Below are 21,425 nucleotides of genomic sequence, written 5' to 3' on the forward strand. Positions count from 1 at the left end.
ACCTGCTGCTCTCCCCGCCGCTCTTCCTGGCACTCTCCCTGGTTCCTCGCGGGTGCGGTGCCCGGGGGCGTCCGACGGGTGCCAGGGACGTCAGTGCGAGTCGGGACCGGCCTCGATCATGCTGCGGGTGCGGGCGAGCAGGGCACGCAGAGCGGTCTCGGGATCGTCGTCCCGCGCCTCGGCACGCACCGCGAGATCGAGCAGGTCACGGCCCAGGTCGGCGCCCCAGTCGGCGCCGTCGGCCGCGGCTGCGGCCTCGTCAGCGGCGGCGAGGAGCTCGTCGAGCCGGCCCTCGGAGCGGGCACGGTGCACGACCTTCGCCGCGGTCTGCAGCGAGGGCAGGTCCACGGGGATGCCCTCGAACCAGACCGGGCCCTGGGCAGCGATCGCTCCGGCCGCCTCGCGCTCGGCGGCCTTCACGGCGTGCCACTGAGCGACGATCTGCCCGACGTCCCCGCGGTCCTCGAGGGCGCGGTCCCGCCGCTCGCCGAAGATATGGGGATTGCGCCGCTCCATCTTCGCCGTGAACGCGCGCGCCACATCGTCGATGTCCCACGCCGGATCGGCCTCCTCCCCCACGCGAGCATGGAAGAGGATCTGGAACAGGAGGTCGCCGAGCTCGTCGCGCAGCGCCTGCGGTCCATGGGCCCCGGGATCGTCGATCACCTCGAGGACCTCGTAGGTCTCCTCGAGCAGGTACCGGGCCAACGAGGCGTGGCTCTGCTGATGGGTCCACGCGTCCCCGTCGGCGGCCCGGAGCGCCTCCATCACCTCGACCGCACGCAGCAGGGCGCTCCCGCGCGGCGCGGGGGCCTCCCCGGCGCCTGCGGCACCTGCTGCGTCGGCGGCGTGAGCGCGACGCGTGCCATGGACTGCACGCGCTGCATCGTCGGGAGCGGTCGCGGGAGGCTGCTGCGGATCGGTCACGGGAGCGAGGCTACTTCGCCTCGCCCTGCACCGTCGGCCGGGAGATCGAGTCGGCCGCCGAGGGGATCAGCGTGCGCATCACCTCGCGCGCCCATTCCAGCAGCTCGTGGTCACGCAGCTCCGTGCCCCCGAACCGTGAGGTCATGGGCCGGGGCACGAGCACCTGGCGGGTGGCGGGCTTCAGCATCGTGCCCGGGTAGAGGCGCTTCATGCGCATCGCGGCGGAATCCGGGACCTCGAGGTGGGCGAAGCGGATCATCTTGCCCTGTGCCTGCACCTCGTCGATCCCGGCGCTGCGGGCATCGATCCGGAAGCGCGCGACGTCCAGGAGCACCTCCACGGGCGCCGGCGGCGTGCCGTAGCGGTCGGTGAGCTCGGCGCGGATCTGCTCGATCTCGGACATCTCCCGCACCGCGGACAGCTTCGAGTAGGCCTCCAGGCGGAGCCGCTCGGAGCCGATGTAGTCGTGCGGGACGTGCGCATCCAGCGGGAGCTCGACCCGGATCTCCTTCTCGGGAGCGGAGGATTCACCGCGGAACGCCGCCACGGCCTCCCCCACCATCCTCACGTACAGGTCGAAGCCGACCCCGGCGATGTGCCCGGACTGCTCGCCGCCCAGCAGGTTGCCGGCGCCGCGGATCTCGAGATCCTTCATCGCCACCTGCATGCCGGCACCGAGATCCGTGTTGGTCGCGAGCGTGGTGAGGCGATCGTGCGCGGTCTCCGTGAGCGGCTTGGACCCGTTGTAGAGGAAGTACGAGTAGGCGCGCTCGCTCGAGCGGCCCACGCGTCCGCGCAGCTGGTGCAGCTGGGAGAGGCCGAACTTGTCGGCGTTCTCCACGATCAGGGTGTTCGCGTTGGCGATGTCCAGACCGGTCTCGACGATCGTGGTGCACACCAGCACGTCGAAGTCGCGCTCCCAGAAGTCGATGATGACCCGCTCGAGCTGGGTCTCGTTCATCTTGCCGTGGGCGACCTGCACTCGGGCATCGGGCACCAGCTCGCGCAGGTGCGCGGCGACCCGGTCGATGTCCTCGACGCGGTTGTGGATATAGAAGACCTGGCCCTCGCGCAGGAGTTCGCGACGGATCGCGGCGGCGACCTGCTTGTCCTCCTGGGCGCCGACGTAGGTCAGGACGGGATGGCGCTCCTCGGGCGGGGTGGCCAGGATCGACATCTCGCGGATCCCGGTGACGGCCATCTCGAGCGTGCGCGGGATCGGGGTGGCGGACATCGCCAGCACGTCCACGTCGGTGCGCAGCGCCTTGAGGGTCTCCTTGTGCTCGACGCCGAAGCGCTGCTCCTCGTCGATGATCAGCAGGCCCAGGTCCTTGAACCGCACCTGCCCGGTGAGCAGACGGTGGGTCCCGATGACGATGTCGACGCTGCCGTCGGCGACGCCCTCGATGGTCTGCTGCGAATCCGCTGCGCTCTGGAAGCGCGAGAGGCCGCGCACGGTGACGGGGAAGCCCGTGTACCGCTCGGCGAAGGTGTCCAGATGCTGCTGAGCGAGCAGCGTGGTCGGAGCCAGCAGGGCGACCTGCTTGCCGTCCTGGACGGCCTTGAACGCCGCTCGCACCGCGATCTCCGTCTTGCCGTAGCCGACGTCACCGAGGATCAGACGGTCCATCGGGACGGTCTTCTGCATGTCGGACTTGACGTCCTCGATGGTGACCAGCTGATCGGGGGTCTCGACGAACTCGAAGGCGTCCTCGAGCTCACGCTGCCACGGCGTGTCCGGCCCGAAGGCATGGCCGGGGGCGGACTGCCGGGCCGAGTACAGGCGCACCAGCTCGTCGGCGATCTCCCGGATCGCCTTGCGGGCGCGGGACTTGGTCTTGGCCCAGTCCGAGCCGCCCATGCGGTTGACGCTGGGCTCCTCGCCGCCCACGTACTTCGTGACCTGGTCCAGCTGATCGCTGGGGACGTACAGCCGGTCGCCGGGCTGCCCCTTCTTCGAGGCCGCGTACTCGATGACCAGGTACTCGCGCGTGGTGCGCTTCGCCCCGGTGCCCACGGTGCGGCTGGTCATCTCCACGAATCGGCCCACCCCGTGATGGGCATGGACGACGTGGTCGCCGGGACGCAGCTGCAGCGGATCGACGACGTTGCGCCGCCGCGAGGGCATCTTGCGATCCTCGGCGCGACGCGCTCCGGACTTGCCGGTGAGGTCCCGCTCCGAGGCGAGGATCAGGCGCAGGTCATCGACGATGAGCCCGTCGGGGAACGGGCCGACGGTCACGACGGCCTCGCCGGGCGCGACATGGCCCTCGAGATCGTGGGAGAACACCGCCGGCATGCCCTCCGCGCGGAGGTTCTCCGTCACGTGCCGGGCACCTCCGGGGCCCACCATCGTGGCGACGACGCTCCACCCGTCCTGCCGTCGGCGCTCGAGATCCTTCGCCGCGTCGCCGGGCTTGCCGGAGTACCCGGGGTGGGTGTGGGAGGTGGAGGTGAGATCGAGATCGGGGTCGAGGCCGAAGGGGGCCAGGGTGAACCAGGCGCGGCCGCCCTCGCGGGCGTGGCCCTTGGCCTCCGAGAGCGGGACGAAGCTCGCATCGCCCACGTCGATCGGCAGGCCTCCCCCGGCGGCGGCGCTGGACCAGGCCGCGGCGAGGAACTCCTCGGTGGTCGCGACCAGCTCCTCCGCGCGCGAGCGGGTCTTCTCGGGATCCAGGACGAGGAAGCGGGCGTTCTCGGGCAGGACGTCGGCGACCTGCTCCATGCCGTCGACCAGCACGGGGCTGAGGGACTCCATGCCGTCGGCCGCGATCCCGTTCGCGATGCGCAGCAGCAGGTCACGGGCGCCGGGGAGCTCCTCGGCCATCGCCCGGGCGCGATCGCGCACCTGGGGGGTCAGCAGGATCTCGCGGCAGGGCGGGGCGTCGAGCCCTCCCGGCGCCGGGTCCAGCGAGCGCTGATCGGCGATCGAGAAGTACCGCACCTCGTCGATCTCGTCCCCGAAGAGATCCACGCGCAGCGGATGCGGCTCGGTGGGCGGGAAGACGTCGAGGATGCCTCCGCGCACGGCGAACTCCCCGCGCTTCTCGACCATGTCCACCCGCACGTAGGCGGCGTCGACGAGGTCGCGCACGATCTCGTCGAGGGGGTAGGTGTCCCCCACGTCCGCGCGCAGCGGGCGCAGATCGCCCAGACCCTTCGCGATCGGCTGGAGCAGCGAGCGCACGGGCATCAGCAGCACGTGGACGGGCGTCTCCGTCTCCGGGTGCGCGATGCGACGCAGGGTGGCCAGGCGCTTGGCCACCGTGTCAGCGCGCGGGGACAGCCGCTCGTGCGGCAGCGTCTCCCAGGCGGGAAGCTCGGCGACGTGGTCGGTGCCGATCAGGGCGGACAGCGCCGCCCGCAGGTCCTCGAGCGCCCTGGTGGTGGGGGTGACCACGATCAGCGGGCGCTCGGCGCTCGCCTCTCGCGCGAGGTCGGCGACGGCGAAGGGGAACAGACCGGTGGGCGCGACGATGCTGCCGTCCTCGCCGGAGCTCTCGCCGTCCTGGACGAGAGTGCGCAGGGCGGTCAGATCCCGACCAGCGGCCAGCTGGTCCAGCAGCGGGAGGAGCGGGTGCAGCGGGGTCTGCGTCGGGGCGGTGGCGGAGGTGGTGGTCATCGTGCCTCTCGGGAGTGGAATCGCTGCTGGGCCGCGGTGAGTCCCTCGAGGACCACGGACTCGACAGCATCTGCTGCGTCCGAGATCAGCAGGTCCAACGACCTGCGCTCGGTGGTGCTGAACGGGGCGAGCACATGGTCGGCCGTGTCCCGGCCTCCGACCGGACGGCCGACGCCGACCCGCACCCGCAGGTAGTCCTTGGTGCCCAGGGCCCTGGTGATGTCGCGCAGGCCGTTGTGGCCGCCCTCGCCGCCGCCGAGCTTGAGCCGTACGGCGTCGAACGGGATGTCGACCTCGTCATGGACCGCGACCACCCGCTCCGGAGGGACGTCGTAGTAGGCCGCGAGCGCCTTCACCGGGCCGCCGGAGATATTCATGTAGGTGGTCGTCTTGGCGAGGATGACACGCGCATCGGAGCCGGGAGTGCCCAGGCGTCCCTCCAGCACCACAGCCTGCGCGCGGCGCGCTGCGGCGAAGCGGCCGCCCGCGGCACCGGCGATGTGGTCCAGCACCATCTGACCGATGTTGTGCCGGGTCGCGGCGTACTTCGCCCCGGGATTGCCCAGCCCCACCACCAGGTACGGTCCGGCGCGGCGATCGCTCACGGTCATGGCCTGCTCCTCGCTGCAGCGTCGACGCCGGATCCGGGACTCGCTCCTGCCCGGTACGGCCTGATGGCCCGCGGCGCAGCACCTCGCGCGCCCGACAGGGCCTCGAACACAGTACCGGGGCGCCGCGCAGTGCGCGACGCCCCGGTGCTGAAGGTGTGAGCAATCGAGCGGGCGGTCCACGTCGCGGGGCGACGCAGGTCTCCGCTCGTGCGGGTCACTCCTCCTCGGCGGACTCCTCGGTGGGCTCGGCGCCCTCCTCGGCCTCCTCGGTCTCGTCGGTCTCCTCCTCCACGCGGGGCAGGGCGACGCTGGCGACGAGGATCTCCACGTCGGTGACGAGCTCGGTGCCCTCGGGCAGCGTGACATCGCCGGCGAAGACCTGGAAGCCGTCCTCGGAGCCGTCGACGTCGACATCGACCTGCTCGGGAACGTTCAGGGCGTCGACCAGGAGGGTCAGGTGCTGCAGGTCGACGTAGGCGTCGGCCGGGGCGACGGGCTCGCCGTGCAGGACGACGGGGATCTCGACCTCGACCTTCTCGCCCTTGCGGACGGTGATCAGGTCGAGGTGGTTCAGGTTGCGCTTGAGCGGGTGACGCTGGATCTCCTTGATCAGCGCCAGCTGCTTCTTGCCCTCGGGCAGCGCGAGCTCGAGCAGGGCGTTGGGGTTGCGCGCGATCAGCGCGGTCTCGTGGCCCGGGAGGGAGAGGTGGATCGGGGCCTCGCCGTGGCCGTACAGGACGGCCGGGACACGGCCCTCGACGCGCAGGCGGCGGGCAGCGCCCTTGCCGAAGTCCTCGCGCTGTTCGACGTTCAGCTTCTCAGCCATGGTGGTGCTCCTCGTGATGCGGTTGCTCGACGATGAGCGACGCCACGGGGCACAGGAGGAGTCCTCCCGTTCACCGCACCGCGTCGATCACGGAGGGGCCAGTGCCCGCTCCCTCGCCGAAGTGACCCGGTGAGATTAGCACGCAGCAGGCACCGTGGCCGCACGGACGTGACGCCCGTCGCCGCTGCGGCGGGAACGCGAAGGACCCGCCTCCCGGAGGAGGCGGGCCCTTCAGAAGGCACGAGCGCGCTGGAGGCTCCTCGGAGCTCTCAGACCTCACCGTCGAACAGGCTGGTGACGGACCCGTCGTCGAAGACGGCGCGGATGGCGCGGGCCAGCAGCGGCGCGATCGACAGCTGCGTGAGGCGGTCGAACTGCTTCTCCGGCGGCACCGGCAGCGTGTTCGTGCACACGACCTCGCGCACCGAGCTGGCCTTCAGGCGCTCGGTCGCGGGATCGGACAGGATCGGATGCGTGGTGGCGATCACGACGCTGGCCGCACCGTTGGCGATCAGGGCGTCCGACGCCTGCACGATGGTGCCGGCGGTGTCGATCATGTCGTCGACGAGGATGCAGGTCTTCCCGGTGACCTCGCCGATCACGCGCTTGGCGACGGCCTGGTTCGGGCGCTCGGGATCACGCGACTTGTGGATGAACGCGAGGTTCACGCCGCCGAGCTTCTTCGCCCACTGCTCAGCGACGCGGATGCGGCCGGCGTCGGGCGAGACCACGGCGATGTCCTCATCGCCGTACTTGTCCTGGATGTACTCCGCGAGGATCGGCAGCGCCATCAGGTGGTCGAGCGGGCGGTTGAAGTAGCCCTGCACCTGCGGAGCATGGAGGTCGACGGAGATCATGCGGTCCACGCCGGAGGTCTCGTAGAGATCCGCCATCAGACGGGCGGAGATCGGCTCGCGGCCGCGATGCTTCTTGTCCTGGCGGGCATAGGGGAAGCTCGGGGCCACGGCGGTGATCCGCTTGGCCGATGCGCGCTTGAGCGCATCGATCATGATCAGGTGCTCCATGACCCACGTGTTGATCGGCGCGGGGTGGGACTGCAGGACGAAGACATCGGTGCCGCGCACGGACTCGCCGTAGCGCACGTAGATCTCCCCGTTGGCGAAGTCCCAGGCGTCCATCGGGAGGATCTCGACGCCGAGCTCGTCGGCGACCTCCTGGGCGAGGACCGGGTGGGCCCTGCCGGAGGCGAGAACCAGGCGCTTCTCCCCCGTGGTGACGATTCCGCTCATCGCTGCTCGTGCTCCTTGTGCTCATCGGCGACTGGTGTGGCAGGCGCATCGGCAGCGGACCTGTCTGATGAGCCGAGTGCGGCACGTGCTGCCGCCTCGGCCGCGGTCCCCGCACGGCGTCGCAGGGTCCATCCTTCCATGTTCCGCTGCGAGACCGCGCTGACGGCCAGCGCGCCCGCGGGCACGTCCTTGCGCACCGTGGTCCCGGCACCGGTCGCCGCGCCGTCGCCGATGGTGACGGGGGCGACGAGCACGTTGTCCGAGCCGACGCGCACATGCCTGCCGACCGTGGTGCGGTGCTTCTCGACGCCGTCGTAGTTGGCGAAGATCGTGGCCGCGCCGATGTTCGTGCCCTCGCCGATCTCGGCATCGCCCACATAGCTGAGGTGAGGGACCTTGGCGTCCTCGCCGATCGTGGCGTTCTTGGTCTCGACGAAACCGCCGATCTTGCCCTTCGCGCCGAGGTCCGTGCCGGGCCGCAGGTAGGAGAAGGGGCCGACGGAGGCATGCGCGCCGATCACGGCGAGGACCGTGTGCGAGCGCACCACCTCGGCGCCCTCGGCGACCTCGGTGTCGCGCAGCGTGGAGTCAGGGCCGACGAGGGCCTGCTCGCCGATGTCGGTCGCGCCGAGGAGCTGCACGCCCGGGAGGATGGTCGCGTCCTGGCCGATCGACACCTCCGCATCGATCCAGGTGGTCGAGGGATCGACGATCGTGACCCCGGCGCGCATGTGGCGCTCGAGGGTGCGACGGTTCATCTCGGCGCCGAGCTGGGCGAGCTGGACACGGTCGTTGACGCCCTCGACCATCATCACGTCGTCGGTGACGAGGGCGTGCACGGAGCGGCCGTCGGTGCGCGCGATGGAGAGCACGTCGGTGAGGTACATCTCGCCCTGGGCGTTGTCGGTCCCGATGCGGGCCAGCGCATCGCGCAGCACGGCGAGGTCGAAGGCGTAGATGCCAGAGTTGATCTCGTCGATCCCGCGCTGCGCCTCGGTGGCGTCCTTGTGCTCGACGATGCCGAGCACCTCGGAGCCGTCCGGGCTGCGCAGGATGCGGCCGTAGCCCGTGGGGTCGGCCACGCGCGCGGTGAGCACGGTCGCGGCCGCCCCGGCGCTCTCATGCGCCCCGACCAGCTCGCGCAGGGTGGCAGGGTCCAGCAGCGGCACATCGCCGTAGGTCACCAGGACCGTTCCCTCGGAGGCGGAGACCTGCTCGAGGCCGCACTGCACGGCGCGGCCGGTGCCGGGGACCTCGTCCTGGTCGGCGACGGAGACCTCGGAGGCGTGCTCGGCGAGATGCTCGGCGACCAGGTCGCGCTCATGGCGCAGGACGACCACGAGCTCGGAGGGACTGGTCCCCTCCGCGGCGGTGACCGCGTGGACGAGGAGCGACCTGCCCCCGATCTCATGCAGGACCTTCGGTGTGCGGGACTTCATGCGAGTCCCGGCACCGGCGGCCAGAACGATGACAGCGACGGGTGCGGGGGAATCCACGTCGGCAGCTCCTCGGAATCGACGGGTGGTGTGCGGCGGCATCGTCGCCAGGACGATGGTCGTTCCGCCATCAGGACTCGAACCTGAAACTTCAGAACCAAAATCTGAGGTGTTGCCGATTACACCATGGCGGACCGTGCTGCAGGGAGCCGGGGCCCTCGGCGCAGCGCCCGCCGCGGAGCATGCGGACGTGAGGGACCGGCGCCGTGAGCGCGGGACCGATCCTATCCTCCGGAACGTCCTGTCCGGGCCGCTGCCAGCGACGCCCCGGGGTGCTCCTGGCCACGCCTGTGCGACACTCTCGCCATGGCGGAGAAGGGTGCTTCCCGAGGTCGGTCGACCCGGATGACAGGGCGCGAGCGGCGCGAGCAGCTCGTGGCGGTGGGCCGACAGGTCTTCGCCGAGAAGGGCTTCGACATGTCCAGCGTCGAGGAGATCGCCGCCCGCGCGACGGTCTCCAAGCCGATCGTCTACGAGCACTTCGGGGGCAAGGAGGGCCTGTACGCGGTGGTCGTGGACCGCGAGGTGAGCACTCTCCTGGCGGATCTCGAGCGCTCCCTCAGCGATCAGCGCGCCCATCCCCGTCTGCTCATGGAGCGGGCCGCGCTGGCCTTCCTGTCCTACATCGACGAGAACGAGGCCGGCTTCCGGATCCTCGTGCGCGACTCCCCCGTGAGCCAGGCCGGCGGCACGTTCTCCTCGCTGCTGACCGACGTCGCCCGACGGGTCGAGGACATCCTCGCCGCGCAGCTGAAGATGCACAGCTACCCCACGCGTGACGCCACGCTGTACGCGCAGATGCTCGTCGGCATGGTGGCGTACACCGGTCAGTGGTGGGTCGAGACCCGCACTCCGACCAAGGAGGTCGTCGCCGCGCGGATGGTGAACCTCTCCTGGTACGGACTGGTCGCTCTCCAGAAGGAGCCGACGCTCCGCCAGGACGCCCGCGGCTGATCCGGTGCGGGCGTCCTGGCGGAGCGTCTGATCCGATGCGCTCTTCCGGTGCGCTCTTCCGGGAACGACGCCCGGGGCCCGCAGGTCCCCTTCGCTCTCCACCGCTCTCCGCCGCTCCAGACCGTGGCACGCACCACCCGGGGCCGGGGCATCCTGTCTGTCCGATCGTCCCGACCCTAGACTCGGCCCATGCCCACGACTGCTGATGACGCCGCCGCGCCGTGCCTCGACGAGGTCGACCGGATCATCCAGGGCTGGGAACGGGCGCGCTCGGACCTCGACATCGAACCGCTAGCCGTGTTCTCCCGCATCTCGCGACTGGCCCGCTACCTCGAGACCGCACGCCGCGAGTCCTTCGCCGCCGCCGGTCTCGAAGGCTGGGAGTTCGACATGCTCTCCGCCCTTCGGCGCAGCGGCGACGACGCCCTCTCCCCCGGTGCGCTCATGCATCAGACCCTCGTGACCAGCGGCACCATGACCACGCGCATCGACAAGCTCGTCGCCCGGGGCCTGGTCAGCAAGAACCGCAGCCCGCGCGACGGCCGCGCCGTCGAGGTGCGCCTGCAGCCCGACGGGGTCTCCCGGGTCGACACGGCGATGGAGAGCCTGCTCTCCGCGGAGCGCCGGCTGCTGCAGCCGCTCAGCGCGCAGGGCCAGTCCGCCCTCGCCAGCACGCTGCGCTCGCTGCTGCTGACCTTCGAGGCGGACGAGTCGTGAGCCCGCTGATCGCTTCGGCGTCCGCTCTCGCGCCGGACCGTGCAGTATCCGTGGGCGCCACGCGTGCGACCTCGAGGCCGTCGGCCTGTCGCCGCCCGCGCTCTATCCCTCCTGATCTCCCGCCGCCCGTGCTCTAGCTGGTCGAGCTGGTCAGGCAGGTCGAGCTGGTCGGGCAGGTCGGGCTTCTCGCGCTGCTCTCGGGACCGTGCTCCCGCGGCGCCAGCCGTTCGGCCCGCCGGCTCTCCGGCCCACCAGCTTTCCGGCCCGCCAGCTTTCCGGCTCGTCGGCTCCCAGGCCCGCCGCCTCTCCGGACCGCCAGCCCACCGGCTCTCCACCACGTCGGCTCCGCTCCATCTGTGAAGGACGCACCACCCCATGGCTCATATGCTCGGCACCCAGTCCCTCCACGTCTCCCTCCCTGATCGCGTGCTGCTCGACGACGTCACGATCGGGATCGACGAGGGGGACCGCATCGGCGTCGTCGGACGCAACGGCGACGGCAAGTCGACGCTGCTGCGGATGCTCTCCCGGAGGCAGGGTCCCGATTCCGGGCGCGTCACGGTGCGCGGCGACGTGCGCGTCGGCGTGCTGGACCAGCAGGACGACGCCACGGCGAACACGACCGTGCGCGAGCGCGTGGTCGGCGACCGCCCCGAATACGAGTGGGCCTCCGATCCCCGCATCCGAGACGTCCTGGCCGGCCTCCTGGACGAGGTCGACCTCGAGTCGAACCTCGCCGATCTCTCCGGCGGGCAGCTGCGCCGCGTGCACCTCGCCGAGCTCCTGGTGGGTGACTGGGACGTGCTGCTGCTGGACGAACCCACCAACCATCTCGACGTCGAGGGCATCGCCTGGCTGGCCGAGCACCTGCGTCGCCGCTGGAGCGGACGGGACGGCGGCCTCGTGGTCGTCACCCACGACCGCTGGTTCCTCGATGCCGTGTGCACTCGCATGTGGGAGGTGCATGACGGGATGGTCGAGCCGTTCGAGGGCGGCTACGCCGCCTATGTGCTGCAGCGCGTGGAGCGCGACCGCCAGGCCGCGACGATCGAGTCCAAGCGACAGAACCTCATGCGCAAGGAGCTCGCCTGGCTGCGCCGGGGCGCTCCCGCCCGCACGTCGAAGCCCAAGTTCCGGATCGACGCGGCCAATGAGCTGATCTCCGGCGAACCGCCCGTGCGCGACACGGTGGAGCTGACGCAGCTCGCGACCTCGCGACTGGGCAGGGACGTGCTCGACGTGCTGGACGTGGACGCGGGCTACGGCGACGTCCGCGTGCTGAACGACGTGACGCTCCACATCGGCCCCGCAGACCGGATCGGCGTCCTCGGCCCCAACGGCGCCGGCAAGTCGACACTGCTCGCCCTGTTCACCGGCGACCTCGAACCGCAGGCCGGTCGCGTCAAGCGGGGCAAGACGGTCACGGTCCGTCAGGTCACGCAGCGGCTCGAGGGCCTGCAGGACCATCTGGACTCCCGGGTCAGCGATGTGGTGGGCAGGTACCGCACCACGTTCAAGGCAGGGAAGGACGAAGTCTCCCCCGGGCAGCTGCTGGAGCGCCTCGGCTTCACCGCTGCACACCAGAAGGTCCTCGTCAAGGCACTCTCCGGTGGTCAGCAGCGGCGGCTGGACCTGCTGCTCACGCTCCTCGAGGAGCCGAACGTGCTGGTCCTGGACGAGCCGACGAACGACATGGACACCGACATGCTCGCGGCCATGGAGGATCTGCTGGACACCTGGCCCGGCCCGCTGATCGTGGTCTCCCACGACCGGTACCTGCTCGAGCGCATCACGGATATCCAGTACGCGGTGCTCGACGGGACCGTTCGGCACGTGCCCGGTGGCGTGGAGCAGTACCTGAAGCTGCGGTCCGAGTCCGAGGCGACGACAGCCGGTCAGGCCAGCCGGGCGTCCGGCTTCGCGCCGGCCAAGGGCTCCTCATCGAGTCAGGAGTCCTCCGGCGGAGCTGCCGGAGCTGCCGGAGCTGCCGGCTCTGAGGGGTCCGACGGATCGGCGGCGTCGGGAGCGTCGGCCGGAATCTCCGGTGCGCAGGCCCATGCCGCTCGCAAGGAGTTGAGCGCGGCCGAGCGTCGCATGGAGAAGCTCACCGGGCAGACCAAGAAGCTGCACGAGAAGCTCGCGGCTCACGACCAGTCGGACTACCAGGGGCTGCAGTCGATCACCGATGAGCTGCGTGACATCGAATTGGAGATCGAGACGCTCGAGGAGCGGTGGCTGGAGCTCTCCGAGATCATCGGCTGAGCGGCCTCAGCCGTCGACCGACCGCCATCGGCCCGCTTCGAGCGCAGCGGCGGCGTCGAACACGTAGTCACAGCGAGCTTGGAGCGTGAGCCGCTGTCGATTCAGCGAGTCACGGCGGTGGTGAGCGGTGAAACCGGCCAGCGCGATTCGATGCAGTCCGCGATGGGTGCTGGCATGCGATGAGGGCTCCGGTGCCTCGCGCTCCCACTTCCGGGCGACGTCATCGAGGGTCCGCGCTGTCCACCCCTCCAGGAAGTCTCCGTCGTGCGTCGGGACCTCCGCGACGGGACGCTGCTCCACGTCGCGCTGCTCCGCGTCGTCATTTCGGGATGGCGACGCACTGGTGCCCTGATCAGCGTGAGGGTTCCGGCCGCGGAGGGTCCGCCAGGCAGTGCCGACGGGGTCGAAGTTGGTGCCTCTCCTCCGGGCCTTCTGGCCATAACGTGTCGTCCACTCCACGGCGCGTCGTGTCCCGTCGGCGTCGCGCACGACTCGAGCCCGGACACCGGCCTCTTCCTTCTGATTGTCCAGGGCGCAAAGGCCGTTCCCGTTGTCCACCGAGGTGGAGCCACCCTCTGCATACGGCGTGATGTGGTCGTTCTGACGGATCGGGGCATCGCAGTAGGGCGCTCGACAGGTGAGGTGGCTCCATCGGAGGAATCTCGACAGCGCTGGAGGAAACGCTCGGGAGCGGGATTCGACTGCGACGAGCTGACCGTCCTCGGGATCGATGTACAGATTCCGCAGGGCGAGCCGGAGGTCGGGATCGTCATCACCGGTGCCCATCGCGCACCGCATCTCCTCGCGGATGTGCTCATAGGGGACGGGCCCGAGGCCCTCGATGACGGCAGGGTCCGCGTGCGCCGGAGCGAAGAGCGAGCGATCCGTGATGATCACTCCGATCTCCATGGTGGTGGGCGCATCGCCGGTGCCGCGCCCGATCAGGGTGTCCGCGAACAGATCGGCCATGATCTGGCTGTGCCCGCGACGATCCCCGTGCGCACGAGCCTTCTCGGCGGCGAGCGAGAGACCCTTGCGGATCCTGGCCCCGTCGAGCGCTGTGAGCGTCGCGGTCACGCGGCTCATCCCGTTCTCCGACCTGCGCACGGTGACGCCCCGGCTCTGCGTGGCGCGCACATGACGGGCGGCTGCACCGTCCGGGTCGAGAGTCTGCATGATCTTCTCCGCCTCACTCCCCCATTCCTGCACGCCGCAGCCCTCGAGGTACGGCAGGTGCTCGGTGAGCACGTCGTCGACCTGGGTGCGCAGGCGCGGGGAGGCCGGGCCGACGACGCGGCCGACGCGGTGCGCGGCCGCCGGGGACACCTTGCCGCCAGCGAGAGCAGAGAGCATCCCGGGCATCGACTGCACGAGACGTCGCGAGCTCGACATGCTCTGACCTGCTGCTGCCGGTGCGGCATGCAGAGCGAAAGCGGCCTCGGCGCGCGCCGTCCTCAGAGCGACTCGTGGCTTCGCGCCACGAGCGAGGCAATCCTCCTTCGTGGCAGTCTCGAGTCGGAGCAGCGCTCGCGCCTGCACCGCGGCTATCGCTGCGGAGATCCCGTTCAGGCCGGCGAGGAGTTCGATCGTGTCCGAGGTCGAGAGATGCGCCAGGGATTCCGCCCCGTCAGCGCCGAGACTGGCGAGAACTGACCTCGCCGCCGACAGGTCGACATCGCCGAGCCGGAGCTCGCCCTCCCCCGCCACGATCGCGATGCCTCGCCGGGCGGCCGTCTCGCCACCGCCCTCGGCGGGCACCAGCGCCGAGTCCGGCGAGGACGAGGACGAGGACGAGGACGAGGACGAGGACGAGGACGAGGAGGAGGAGGAGGAGGAGGAGGAGGAGGACGCACCCGCGCCCTCGAAGGAACCTCCGTCGGCTCCCTCGTCTCCCCGCATCTCACCTGCCGCACCCTGATCCATACCCACCATTATCGCACGCACATTCGAGTTACCGTAGGGTTATTCCGGAATCTCCGCACGTACGACCGGAAACGTGGACACCAATGTGGACAAAAAGGTCCTGTGGAGGAAAGGTCAGAGGTCTGCCGATCCGCATTGCGGCCCACACAGGAGCGTCACGGCACGGCGGAGCGCACCCTCGACGACACCACCTTGAGAGCACCGCAGGAGCAGTCGCTGCTGCATCGCAAACACAGTACCTGGGCAGTCGATGCAGCATAAAGGCAGCCCAGGCAGGCGCGCCAGGCGCACCAGATACTGCCGATGCTGCAGGTGAGGCTGGCACAGGAACGTTCCGGGCAAGGATGCCGCACAGGCGCGGACCGACCCCTCATGGCGCGCCTCTGTCGATCTACACACAAACGCACACAAGGTACATGCAGCGCCGCTGTCCACGTCGGCTGCCGTGCACGGCCAGCACTACCTACCCGCGCCGTCCGCATTGCCGCACTACCTCACCGCACGCCCGACGCCATCGACATGAAATACGTCGGAATACCTCGGTCCCCGTATCCAGTCAACTATCCACCGAGAATTGTGGATCGTCCCGCAACGAGGCGCATCCGATCTTCCGAACCGGCATTCTCGACCTGCGGCCCCAGGAGCGGAAGCCTGATGACACCAGGACCCAGGCGTCAGGACTCAGGACCCAGGCGTCAGGACTCAGAGCTCAGAGCTCAGAGCTCAGAGCTCAGGACTCTTCGAGGATGCTCGCGCCGGGGGCGGATCCGCGGGCCACGAGGTAGGACTCCACGAGCTGCTCCTGGCGCATCCGCGCACCGATCTCATGAGCGTGCTGGTCGTCCTCGACGAGGGCGGCGACGGTCGGCCCGGACCCGGAGACTATGGCTCCGAAGGCCCCCGACCGCTCTGCGAGCTCCACGACGGGCTCGAGCCGGGGGTCCAGCGCGAACGCGGCGGCCTGCAGGTCGTTGTGGAGCGTCTCCCCCAGCATCGCCGCACCGCCAGAGCTCAGTGCCTGGAACTGCAGCTCCTCGATCTCGGGTTGCTCCGGCAGGGCGCGGCCCACCGCACGTGCGATCTCGTCGTGCCGGCGATACACCTCAGGGGTGGACAGGTGACCGCCGGGGAACGCCAGCAGCCAGGTCCACTCGCCATGCGTGAGCACGGTGGTGAGGTCGGCTCCGGTCCCGCGGCCGAGGGCGGTGTGCCCGAGCGTCGAGAAGGGGACGTCGGCACCGAGGCGGGCACCGAGGGTGCGCAGCTCGCCCGGCGCCAGGTCGAGCCCCCATAACCTGTCCAGGGCGACCAGGACTGCCGCAGCGTCGGCCGATCCCCCGCCCATACCGCCGGCCACCGGCACCTGCTTGTGGACATGGAGAGCGGCACCCTCGGTCACGCCGTACTCGGTGCGGAGCATCTCCGCCGCACGCAGAGCGAGATTCGTGCCGTCCAGCGGGATCTCGCCCGGCACGTCGGAGTCGACCTGGAGGGTCAGCGCCGAGCCTGCGCCCTCGAGCCGGGTCGCGGTCACCGTCTCGTAGACGTCCACGGCCTGGAAGACGGTGGCGAGGCGGTGGTACCCGCGTTCGTCCACGGCTCCGACCACCAGGGACAGGTTGATCTTGCCGGGGGCGCGCACCACGACGCGGCCGAGGCCCTCCACCATCAGGTGATCTCTCCGCTCGCCCGGGCGATCGCCCGGAACTGCTCGATCTCCAGGGTCTCGCCTCGCGCGGTCGGGTCGACACCGGCGGCGCGCAGGATCCGCTCGGAGCGGTCCGCGCTCCCGGCCCAGGCGGCCAGAGCGGCACGCAGCGTCTTGCGGCGCTGGGCGAAGGCGGCGTCGACCACCGCGAACACCTGGTCCCGTTCAGCGGGCGTGCCCAGGGGCTCGTCATGGCGGATCAGCTCGACCAGAGCGGAGTCGACATTGGGCACCGGCCAGAAGATCTGTCGGGAGATGCGGCCGGCGTGCACGGCCCGGCCGTACCAGGCGGTCTTGACGCTGGGGCCCCCGTAGATGCGGCTGCCCGGTCCGGCGGTGAGCCGGTCCACGACCTCGGACTGCACCATCACCAAGGCGGTGCGGACGGAGTCGAAGCGCTCGAGGACGGTCAGCAGGATCGGGGTGGCGACGTTGTACGGGAGGTTCGCGACCAGGGCGGTCGGCGCCTGCCCGCTCGGCGGCGAGGGCAGCTCCCGGACCTGCAGCGCGTCCGCATGGACGAGACGATGGCGGGAGTCGTCCACGCCGCGTGCGCGCAGCGTCATCGGGAGCAGCTCGGCGAGTCCGCGGTCCAGCTCGATCGCGGCCACATCGGCTCCGGCCTCGAGCAGTCCGAGGGTCAGGGAGCCGAGACCGGGCCCGACCTCGAGCACGGCCTGGCCCGGGGTGATCCCCGCGCGGCCGACGATCGTGCGGACCGTGTTGGGATCCATGACGAAGTTCTGCCCGCGCTGCTTCGAGGGCCGGATGCCCGCCGCCGCGGCCAGTTCGCGGATATCGCGTCCGGTCAGCAGCAGCCCGCTCTCGGACCCAGTCTCGGATCCGGCCCCGCTCGCGGGCCCGGGCACCTGCCCGCTCATGCCGCCACCGCTTCCGGCCACCCGTAGACCTGCTGGGTGGTGGCGCGGATCGTGCGGCATGCCTGCTCCAGCTCGGTGCCGGTGACGTCGGCGATCGTCGCCATGGTCAGCGGGATCAGGTACGACGAGTTCGGGCGCCCGCGGTGCGGGACCGGGGTCAGGAACGGCGCGTCGGTCTCGACCATGACCTGACCGAGGCCCACCTCGGCCAGGGCCTCGCGGAGGTATCCGGCGTTCTTGAAGGTCACGTTGCCGGCGAAGGAGAGGTAGTAGCCGCGATCAGCGCAGGCACGAGCGAACTCCGCGTCGCCCGAGAAGCAGTGGAAGACAGTGCGCTCCGGCGCCCCGTCGGCCTCGAGCACGTCGAGCACGTCGCGATGGGCATCGCGGTCATGGATCTGCATCGGCAGACCCAGCTCCTTGGCCAGGGCGATGTGCGCGCGGAACGCGTCGATCTGGGCTGTGCGCGCCGTCTCGTCGTCCCTCGACGTGCGGAACCAGTCCAGTCCGGTCTCGCCCACCACGACCATGCCGGGGCCGCGCAGGAGGGTGGAGACCTCGGCGATCGCCTCGTCGAGGCCGATCAGCGGGCTGCCCTCATGATCGGCGCCGCGCGCATGCAGGGCCGCCTCATTCGGGTGGACGGCGACGCCGCCGCGAAGGGACGGCGGGCAGGACTCCGAGGCGAGCAGCTCGGCGGTCCAGCGCACGGCCTCCACGTCCGAGCCGATCGTGATCTGTGCATCGACACCCACCGCCGCGGCGCGCGCGACGTGGTCGTGCACGTTGAGCGCCTGGTCGCCGTCGGCGAAGTCGAGATGGCAGTGGTTGTCGATCACCGGGAACGGCAGCGGCTCGGGTTGCGGCGGCCACGAGCGGTCTCGAGACCTGCCTCGCGGGTCGATGTCCTCGCGGCTGCGCACCGGGGGCGGCGCGGCCGGGGTCGGAGCGGATCCGGCGCCAGGGCGGGACTCGGTCTCAGGCGATGACGGCATGCGACCATGGTAGAAGGATCAGGCGGGCCGGCCGTCCACCGGCCGTCCACCGGGCGCCTGCGCGGGACGAGGCCCGACGACGGATCAGGATCCCCGTCGGCACGGCCGACGGGTGGTGACGGCCTGCCGACGCTCTGGCCACTCCACATCGATGTGCGGTGGGATACGTCACGAGCCTCCAGGAGGACGCGAACTGAGCCTGTGTGACAAGATGGGTCGTCGTTGTGCGTCCCATCGTGCACCCGAGCGCCCCGATTTCAGCAGGACCGGGTTCGGGTCGCTGCTCGGGACGGACGCCAACGCCAGTTCATCTCCGGACCGTCAAGGAGCGTCCTCATGGCAGTGCCCAAGTTCAAGATGTCCCGCGCTCGTACGCACTCCCGTCGCTCGCAGTGGAAGGCGAACAACGCCGACCTCGTGCAGGTGACGGTCCGTGGCCGTACCGCGTCCGTCCCGCGTCGCCTGGCCAAGGCCTACCAGCGCGGTCTCCTCGAGATCGAGGACTGATCCTCCTCGGGTCCTCCGACCCGCTGCTGATCGTCGACGAAGCCCCTGGCACTCGGTGCCGGGGGCTTCGTGCTGCCCGAAGGCCGCCAAGGTCAGCGCTGCCGAGCCAGTCACTCAGCGCTTCCGGCTCAGCGCCAGATCGTAGAGCTCGCTCGCACTGATGCCGTCGTGCGCCTTGGCCACGTCCTTGGTGACGTCCTTGAGGCGCTCCCCCGCCGCGACGCGGGCCAGGACCTGCTCGACCAGGTCCTCGGCGCTCGCAGCCACCGGTTCCGCACCGGAGACCACGATCACGACCTCGCCGAGCACCTCGGTCTCCCGGGCCCTCTCGGCGAGCTCCCCGAGGGTGCCCCGCACGATCTCCTCATAGGTCTTGGTCAGCTCGCGCGCGAGCGCAGCCGGCCGCTGCGGCCCGAACGCCTCGGCCATCGAGGCGAGGGTGGCGGCCGTGCGGCGAGGCGACTCGAAGAACACCATCGTGCGCTGCTCGGCGGCGAGGGGCTCGAGCGCGCTGGTGCGTCGACCCTCGCGGCGCGGTGGGAAGCCCTCGAAGGTGAAGCGGTCAGGGGCGATCCCCGACGCCGCGAGCGCCGTGAGCACCGCGGAGGGGCCAGGGATGACGGTGACCCGGACGCCGGCGTCGGCCGCGGCGCGCACGGCGCGGAAACCGGGATCGGAGACCACAGGCATGCCGGCATCGGTGACGATCAGGACCCGGTCCCCGGCCGCGAGGGCGTCGAGCAGGACGCTCGTGCGCTCGGCCTCGTTGTGCTCGTGGTACGAAAGGATCCTTCCGGTGGTCTCCACCTCGAGGGCGCCGACGAGCCGTGCCAGCCGTCGCGTGTCCTCGGCGGCGATCAGGTCGGCCTGCTCGAGCGCGCGCATGAGGCGCACGGAGGCGTCCAGCGGGTTGCCGATGGGGGTCGCGGCGAGGGTGAGGACTCCGGGTTCGAGCATCCGGCCATGCTAGTCGTCGTCAGTCGTCGTGAGTCATCGCCAGTCATCGCCAGTCATCGCCAGTCATCGCCGGTCATCCCGCTCGTCGGTCGTCGGTGCGCCGCGCGCAGTCCGGGGTTCGGGGCGGAGGAGACGGATGTCCTAGCATGTGCGGGTGCACACGGAGGAGGTCGCGACCCATCGCGCAGACGTCGAGGGAGAGCCCGATGAGCTGCTCGCCTCCTACCGTCGCCGGCTGAAGACGTTCGATCTCCCCGTCTCGCGCGTGGCCTGGGCCGGTGCGATGGCCCTGTTCGGGCTCGCGCTCGTGCTGCGGCTGTGGGGCCTGGGCACCGTGGACGAGCTGATCTTCGACGAGACGTACTACGTCAAGGACGGCTACGCCCTCACCCAGGAGGGCGTCGAGATGTCCTGGCCCGACGAGCACGACGCCGTGTTCGAGTCCGGCGACGTGGACACCTACGAGGACACCGGCTCGTACGTGGTCCATCCGCCGCTGGGCAAGTGGCTGATCGGCCTCGGCATGTCGCTGATGGGGCCCGACTCCCCCGCCGGCTGGCGGATCTCGAGCGCGCTGATGGGCTCGGCCGCAGTGCTCATGCTGACCTTCATCGGCCGCAGGCTGTTCCGCTCGACCACCGTCGGCCTGATCGCCGGGCTGCTGCTCGCGATCGACGGCATGCACATCGTCCACTCCCGCACGAGCCTGCTGGACCCGTTCCTGATGTTCTTCGCGCTGGCCGCGTTCGGAGCACTGCTCATCGATCGCGACCGATTCCGCGAACGGCTCGCCCGGGAGACCGCCCGCCTGCACGCGAGCGCCGCGCTCGCGCCGACCCTCGGGATCTCCGGGGGCCTGCGCCCCTGGCGTCTCGCCGCCGGGGTGCTGCTCGGGATGGCCTGCTCGGTGAAGTGGTCCGGGCTGTACATGATCGCGGTGTTCGGCATCATGACGGTGCTGTGGGACTGGTGGGCACGACGCACGATCGCCCAGCGCCGCTGGCTGCTGGGCGGCCTGGTCAAGGATGCGATCCCCGCTTTCTTCGCGACCGTGGGCACCGCGGTGGTGGTCTACGTGCTGTCATGGTCGGGGTGGTTCGCCTCTTCGGTGGGCTACAACCGGCACCTGGCCGAGCGCGACGGAGCGGGCACGGGCAACGGGGTCATCGACTCGCTGGTCTCGCTGTGGCTGTACCACCGCCAGGCGTACGACTTCCATGTCGGACTGGACTCCGAGCACCCCTATCAGGCGAACCCGTTGGGCTGGCCGCTGATGCTGCGGCCCACCAACTTCTACTACCGCTCCTACGAGTACGGGGAGAACGGCTGCGAGGTCGCCAAGTGCGCCTCGCACATCCTGGACGTGGGCAACCCGCTGATCTGGTGGCTGGGCAGCATCGCCGTGATCGTCACCCTGCTCCTGGCGATCCTGCGCTTCGACGGCCGGGCCTGGGCCGCGCTGGCCGGCATCATCGGCGGCTACCTGCCGTGGCTGCTCTACATGGACCGCACGATCTTCACCTTCTATGCCGTCGTGTTCGAGCCCTGGCTGATCCTGTGCCTCGCCTACGTGCTCGGGCTGGTGATCGGACCCCGCGGCGCCGACTCGGAGCGCCGTCTGGCGGGCGGGCTCTTCGCCGGCTCGCTGCTCGTGCTCATCGTGCTGGTCTCGGCCTTCTTCTGGCCGCTGTGGACCGGCGAGGTCATCGATCTGGAGCAGTGGCGCTACCGGATGTGGCTGCCCGGCTGGACCTGATCCCCTGGTGCGCTCCCCCCCCCCCCCCCCCCC

17 protein-coding genes and 1 tRNA gene are annotated in these 21,425 nt (G+C 70.5%); 6 read left to right on the forward strand and 12 right to left on the reverse strand.

What is annotated here, in order from left to right; genetic code table 11:
* Positions 1 to 90: 90 nt before the first annotated feature.
* From CIK81_RS02250 to CIK81_RS02280, 7 genes are all read right to left on the reverse strand, one after another.
* Complete coding sequence (locus CIK81_RS02250) at positions 91 to 927, reverse strand: MazG nucleotide pyrophosphohydrolase domain-containing protein (protein ID WP_241963885.1); 837 nt, start codon at positions 925 to 927, stop codon at positions 91 to 93.
* Between the two features lie 10 nt (positions 928 to 937).
* Complete coding sequence (gene mfd, locus CIK81_RS02255) at positions 938 to 4,549, reverse strand: transcription-repair coupling factor (RefSeq protein WP_114355310.1); 3,612 nt, start codon at positions 4,547 to 4,549, stop codon at positions 938 to 940.
* The gene (gene pth, locus CIK81_RS02260; protein WP_114355311.1) at positions 4,546 to 5,160 is read right to left on the reverse strand and encodes an aminoacyl-tRNA hydrolase; all 615 of its coding nucleotides are present in this window, start codon (positions 5,158 to 5,160) and stop codon (positions 4,546 to 4,548) included. The genes mfd and pth overlap by 4 nt, the downstream gene beginning before the upstream one ends.
* 214 nt (positions 5,161 to 5,374) lie before the next feature.
* A complete protein-coding gene (locus CIK81_RS02265; protein ID WP_096166398.1) occupies positions 5,375 to 5,986 on the reverse strand; it encodes a 50S ribosomal protein L25/general stress protein Ctc in 612 nt (203 codons plus the stop codon).
* Between the two features lie 269 nt (positions 5,987 to 6,255).
* Positions 6,256 to 7,236 carry a ribose-phosphate diphosphokinase gene (locus tag CIK81_RS02270; protein ID WP_096166397.1) on the reverse strand — a complete coding sequence of 327 codons (981 nt, stop codon included), beginning with the start codon at positions 7,234 to 7,236 and terminating at the stop codon, positions 6,256 to 6,258.
* Positions 7,233 to 8,774 (reverse strand): bifunctional UDP-N-acetylglucosamine diphosphorylase/glucosamine-1-phosphate N-acetyltransferase GlmU, encoded by a 1,542-nt coding sequence (gene glmU / locus CIK81_RS02275; protein ID WP_096196976.1) that lies wholly within the window; start codon positions 8,772 to 8,774, stop codon positions 7,233 to 7,235. Before glmU ends, CIK81_RS02270 begins: the two co-directional genes overlap by 4 nt.
* A gap of 20 nt (positions 8,775 to 8,794) precedes the next feature.
* Positions 8,795 to 8,866, reverse strand: a tRNA-Gln gene (locus CIK81_RS02280).
* Between the two features lie 172 nt (positions 8,867 to 9,038).
* On the opposite strand from CIK81_RS02280, the gene CIK81_RS02285 reads away from it, so the two are divergent.
* The 3 genes from CIK81_RS02285 to CIK81_RS02295 all read left to right on the forward strand — a co-directional run bounded on the left by CIK81_RS02285 (position 9,039) and on the right by CIK81_RS02295 (position 12,665).
* On the forward strand, positions 9,039 to 9,686 hold the full coding sequence (locus tag CIK81_RS02285; RefSeq protein WP_114305856.1) for a TetR/AcrR family transcriptional regulator: 648 nt from the start codon (positions 9,039 to 9,041) through the stop codon (positions 9,684 to 9,686).
* 189 nt (positions 9,687 to 9,875) lie between these two features.
* A complete protein-coding gene (locus CIK81_RS02290) occupies positions 9,876 to 10,403 on the forward strand; it encodes a MarR family winged helix-turn-helix transcriptional regulator (RefSeq protein ID WP_096166394.1) in 528 nt (175 codons plus the stop codon).
* A gap of 375 nt (positions 10,404 to 10,778) precedes the next feature.
* Entirely contained in the window at positions 10,779 to 12,665 is a 1,887-nt protein-coding gene (locus tag CIK81_RS02295) for an ABC-F family ATP-binding cassette domain-containing protein (protein ID WP_114355312.1), read from the forward strand.
* 6 nt (positions 12,666 to 12,671) lie between these two features.
* Here the strand turns inward: CIK81_RS02295 and CIK81_RS02300 are convergent, their stop codons facing one another.
* Entirely contained in the window at positions 12,672 to 14,057 is a 1,386-nt protein-coding gene (locus CIK81_RS02300; RefSeq protein WP_147272335.1) for an HNH endonuclease signature motif containing protein, read from the reverse strand.
* 322 nt (positions 14,058 to 14,379) lie between these two features.
* On the opposite strand from CIK81_RS02300, the gene CIK81_RS02305 reads away from it, so the two are divergent.
* Positions 14,380 to 14,583, forward strand: a complete 204-nt coding sequence (locus tag CIK81_RS02305; RefSeq protein WP_114355314.1) for a hypothetical protein — start codon at positions 14,380 to 14,382, stop codon at positions 14,581 to 14,583.
* A gap of 735 nt (positions 14,584 to 15,318) precedes the next feature.
* Here CIK81_RS02305 and CIK81_RS02310 read toward each other — a convergent pair.
* From CIK81_RS02310 to CIK81_RS02320, 3 genes are read right to left on the reverse strand one after another with little or no spacing between them, the layout of a single operon-like run.
* The gene (locus tag CIK81_RS02310) at positions 15,319 to 16,257 is read right to left on the reverse strand and encodes a 4-(cytidine 5'-diphospho)-2-C-methyl-D-erythritol kinase (protein ID WP_114355315.1); all 939 of its coding nucleotides are present in this window, start codon (positions 16,255 to 16,257) and stop codon (positions 15,319 to 15,321) included.
* On the reverse strand, positions 16,257 to 17,177 hold the full coding sequence (rsmA, locus tag CIK81_RS02315; RefSeq protein WP_114355316.1) for a 16S rRNA (adenine(1518)-N(6)/adenine(1519)-N(6))-dimethyltransferase RsmA: 921 nt from the start codon (positions 17,175 to 17,177) through the stop codon (positions 16,257 to 16,259). The genes CIK81_RS02310 and rsmA overlap by 1 nt, the downstream gene beginning before the upstream one ends.
* Complete coding sequence (locus CIK81_RS02320) at positions 17,174 to 18,172, reverse strand: TatD family hydrolase (RefSeq protein ID WP_114355317.1); 999 nt, start codon at positions 18,170 to 18,172, stop codon at positions 17,174 to 17,176. Before CIK81_RS02320 ends, rsmA begins: the two co-directional genes overlap by 4 nt.
* 336 nt (positions 18,173 to 18,508) lie before the next feature.
* On the opposite strand from CIK81_RS02320, the gene rpmF reads away from it, so the two are divergent.
* A complete protein-coding gene (gene rpmF, locus CIK81_RS02325; protein ID WP_096166387.1) occupies positions 18,509 to 18,679 on the forward strand; it encodes a 50S ribosomal protein L32 in 171 nt (56 codons plus the stop codon).
* Positions 18,680 to 18,793: 114 nt separating this feature from the next.
* On the opposite strand, the gene rsmI is transcribed toward rpmF, so the two are convergent.
* On the reverse strand, positions 18,794 to 19,636 hold the full coding sequence (rsmI, locus tag CIK81_RS02330; protein ID WP_096166386.1) for a 16S rRNA (cytidine(1402)-2'-O)-methyltransferase: 843 nt from the start codon (positions 19,634 to 19,636) through the stop codon (positions 18,794 to 18,796).
* Between the two features lie 154 nt (positions 19,637 to 19,790).
* Between rsmI and CIK81_RS02335 the strand changes: the two genes are divergently transcribed.
* Complete coding sequence (locus tag CIK81_RS02335; RefSeq protein ID WP_241963886.1) at positions 19,791 to 21,392, forward strand: dolichyl-phosphate-mannose--protein mannosyltransferase; 1,602 nt, start codon at positions 19,791 to 19,793, stop codon at positions 21,390 to 21,392.
* Positions 21,393 to 21,425: the final 33 nt, after the last annotated feature.

It is taken from the genome of Brachybacterium sp. JB7, assembly GCF_003335205.1.
In the GTDB taxonomy this organism is placed as follows: Bacteria; Actinomycetota; Actinomycetes; order Actinomycetales; family Dermabacteraceae; genus Brachybacterium; species Brachybacterium alimentarium.

Coding starts and splice junctions, on each gene's coding strand:
- mfd (WP_114355310.1), bottom strand. CDS start 4,549: ATGACCACCACCTCCGCCACCGCCCCGACGCAGACCCCGCTGCACCCG.
- pth (WP_114355311.1), bottom strand. CDS start 5,160: ATGACCGTGAGCGATCGCCGCGCCGGACCGTACCTGGTGGTGGGGCTG.
- CIK81_RS02265 (WP_096166398.1), bottom strand. CDS start 5,986: ATGGCTGAGAAGCTGAACGTCGAACAGCGCGAGGACTTCGGCAAGGGC.
- CIK81_RS02270 (WP_096166397.1), bottom strand. CDS start 7,236: ATGAGCGGAATCGTCACCACGGGGGAGAAGCGCCTGGTTCTCGCCTCC.
- glmU (WP_096196976.1), bottom strand. CDS start 8,774: ATGCCGCCGCACACCACCCGTCGATTCCGAGGAGCTGCCGACGTGGAT.
- CIK81_RS02285 (WP_114305856.1), top strand. CDS start 9,039: ATGGCGGAGAAGGGTGCTTCCCGAGGTCGGTCGACCCGGATGACAGGG.
- CIK81_RS02290 (WP_096166394.1), top strand. CDS start 9,876: ATGCCCACGACTGCTGATGACGCCGCCGCGCCGTGCCTCGACGAGGTC.
- CIK81_RS02295 (WP_114355312.1), top strand. CDS start 10,779: ATGGCTCATATGCTCGGCACCCAGTCCCTCCACGTCTCCCTCCCTGAT.
- CIK81_RS02300 (WP_147272335.1), bottom strand. CDS start 14,057: ATGTCGAGCTCGCGACGTCTCGTGCAGTCGATGCCCGGGATGCTCTCT.
- CIK81_RS02305 (WP_114355314.1), top strand. CDS start 14,380: ATGCCTCGCCGGGCGGCCGTCTCGCCACCGCCCTCGGCGGGCACCAGC.
- CIK81_RS02310 (WP_114355315.1), bottom strand. CDS start 16,257: ATGGTGGAGGGCCTCGGCCGCGTCGTGGTGCGCGCCCCCGGCAAGATC.
- rsmA (WP_114355316.1), bottom strand. CDS start 17,177: ATGAGCGGGCAGGTGCCCGGGCCCGCGAGCGGGGCCGGATCCGAGACT.
- CIK81_RS02320 (WP_114355317.1), bottom strand. CDS start 18,172: ATGCCGTCATCGCCTGAGACCGAGTCCCGCCCTGGCGCCGGATCCGCT.
- rpmF (WP_096166387.1), top strand. CDS start 18,509: ATGGCAGTGCCCAAGTTCAAGATGTCCCGCGCTCGTACGCACTCCCGT.
- rsmI (WP_096166386.1), bottom strand. CDS start 19,636: ATGCTCGAACCCGGAGTCCTCACCCTCGCCGCGACCCCCATCGGCAAC.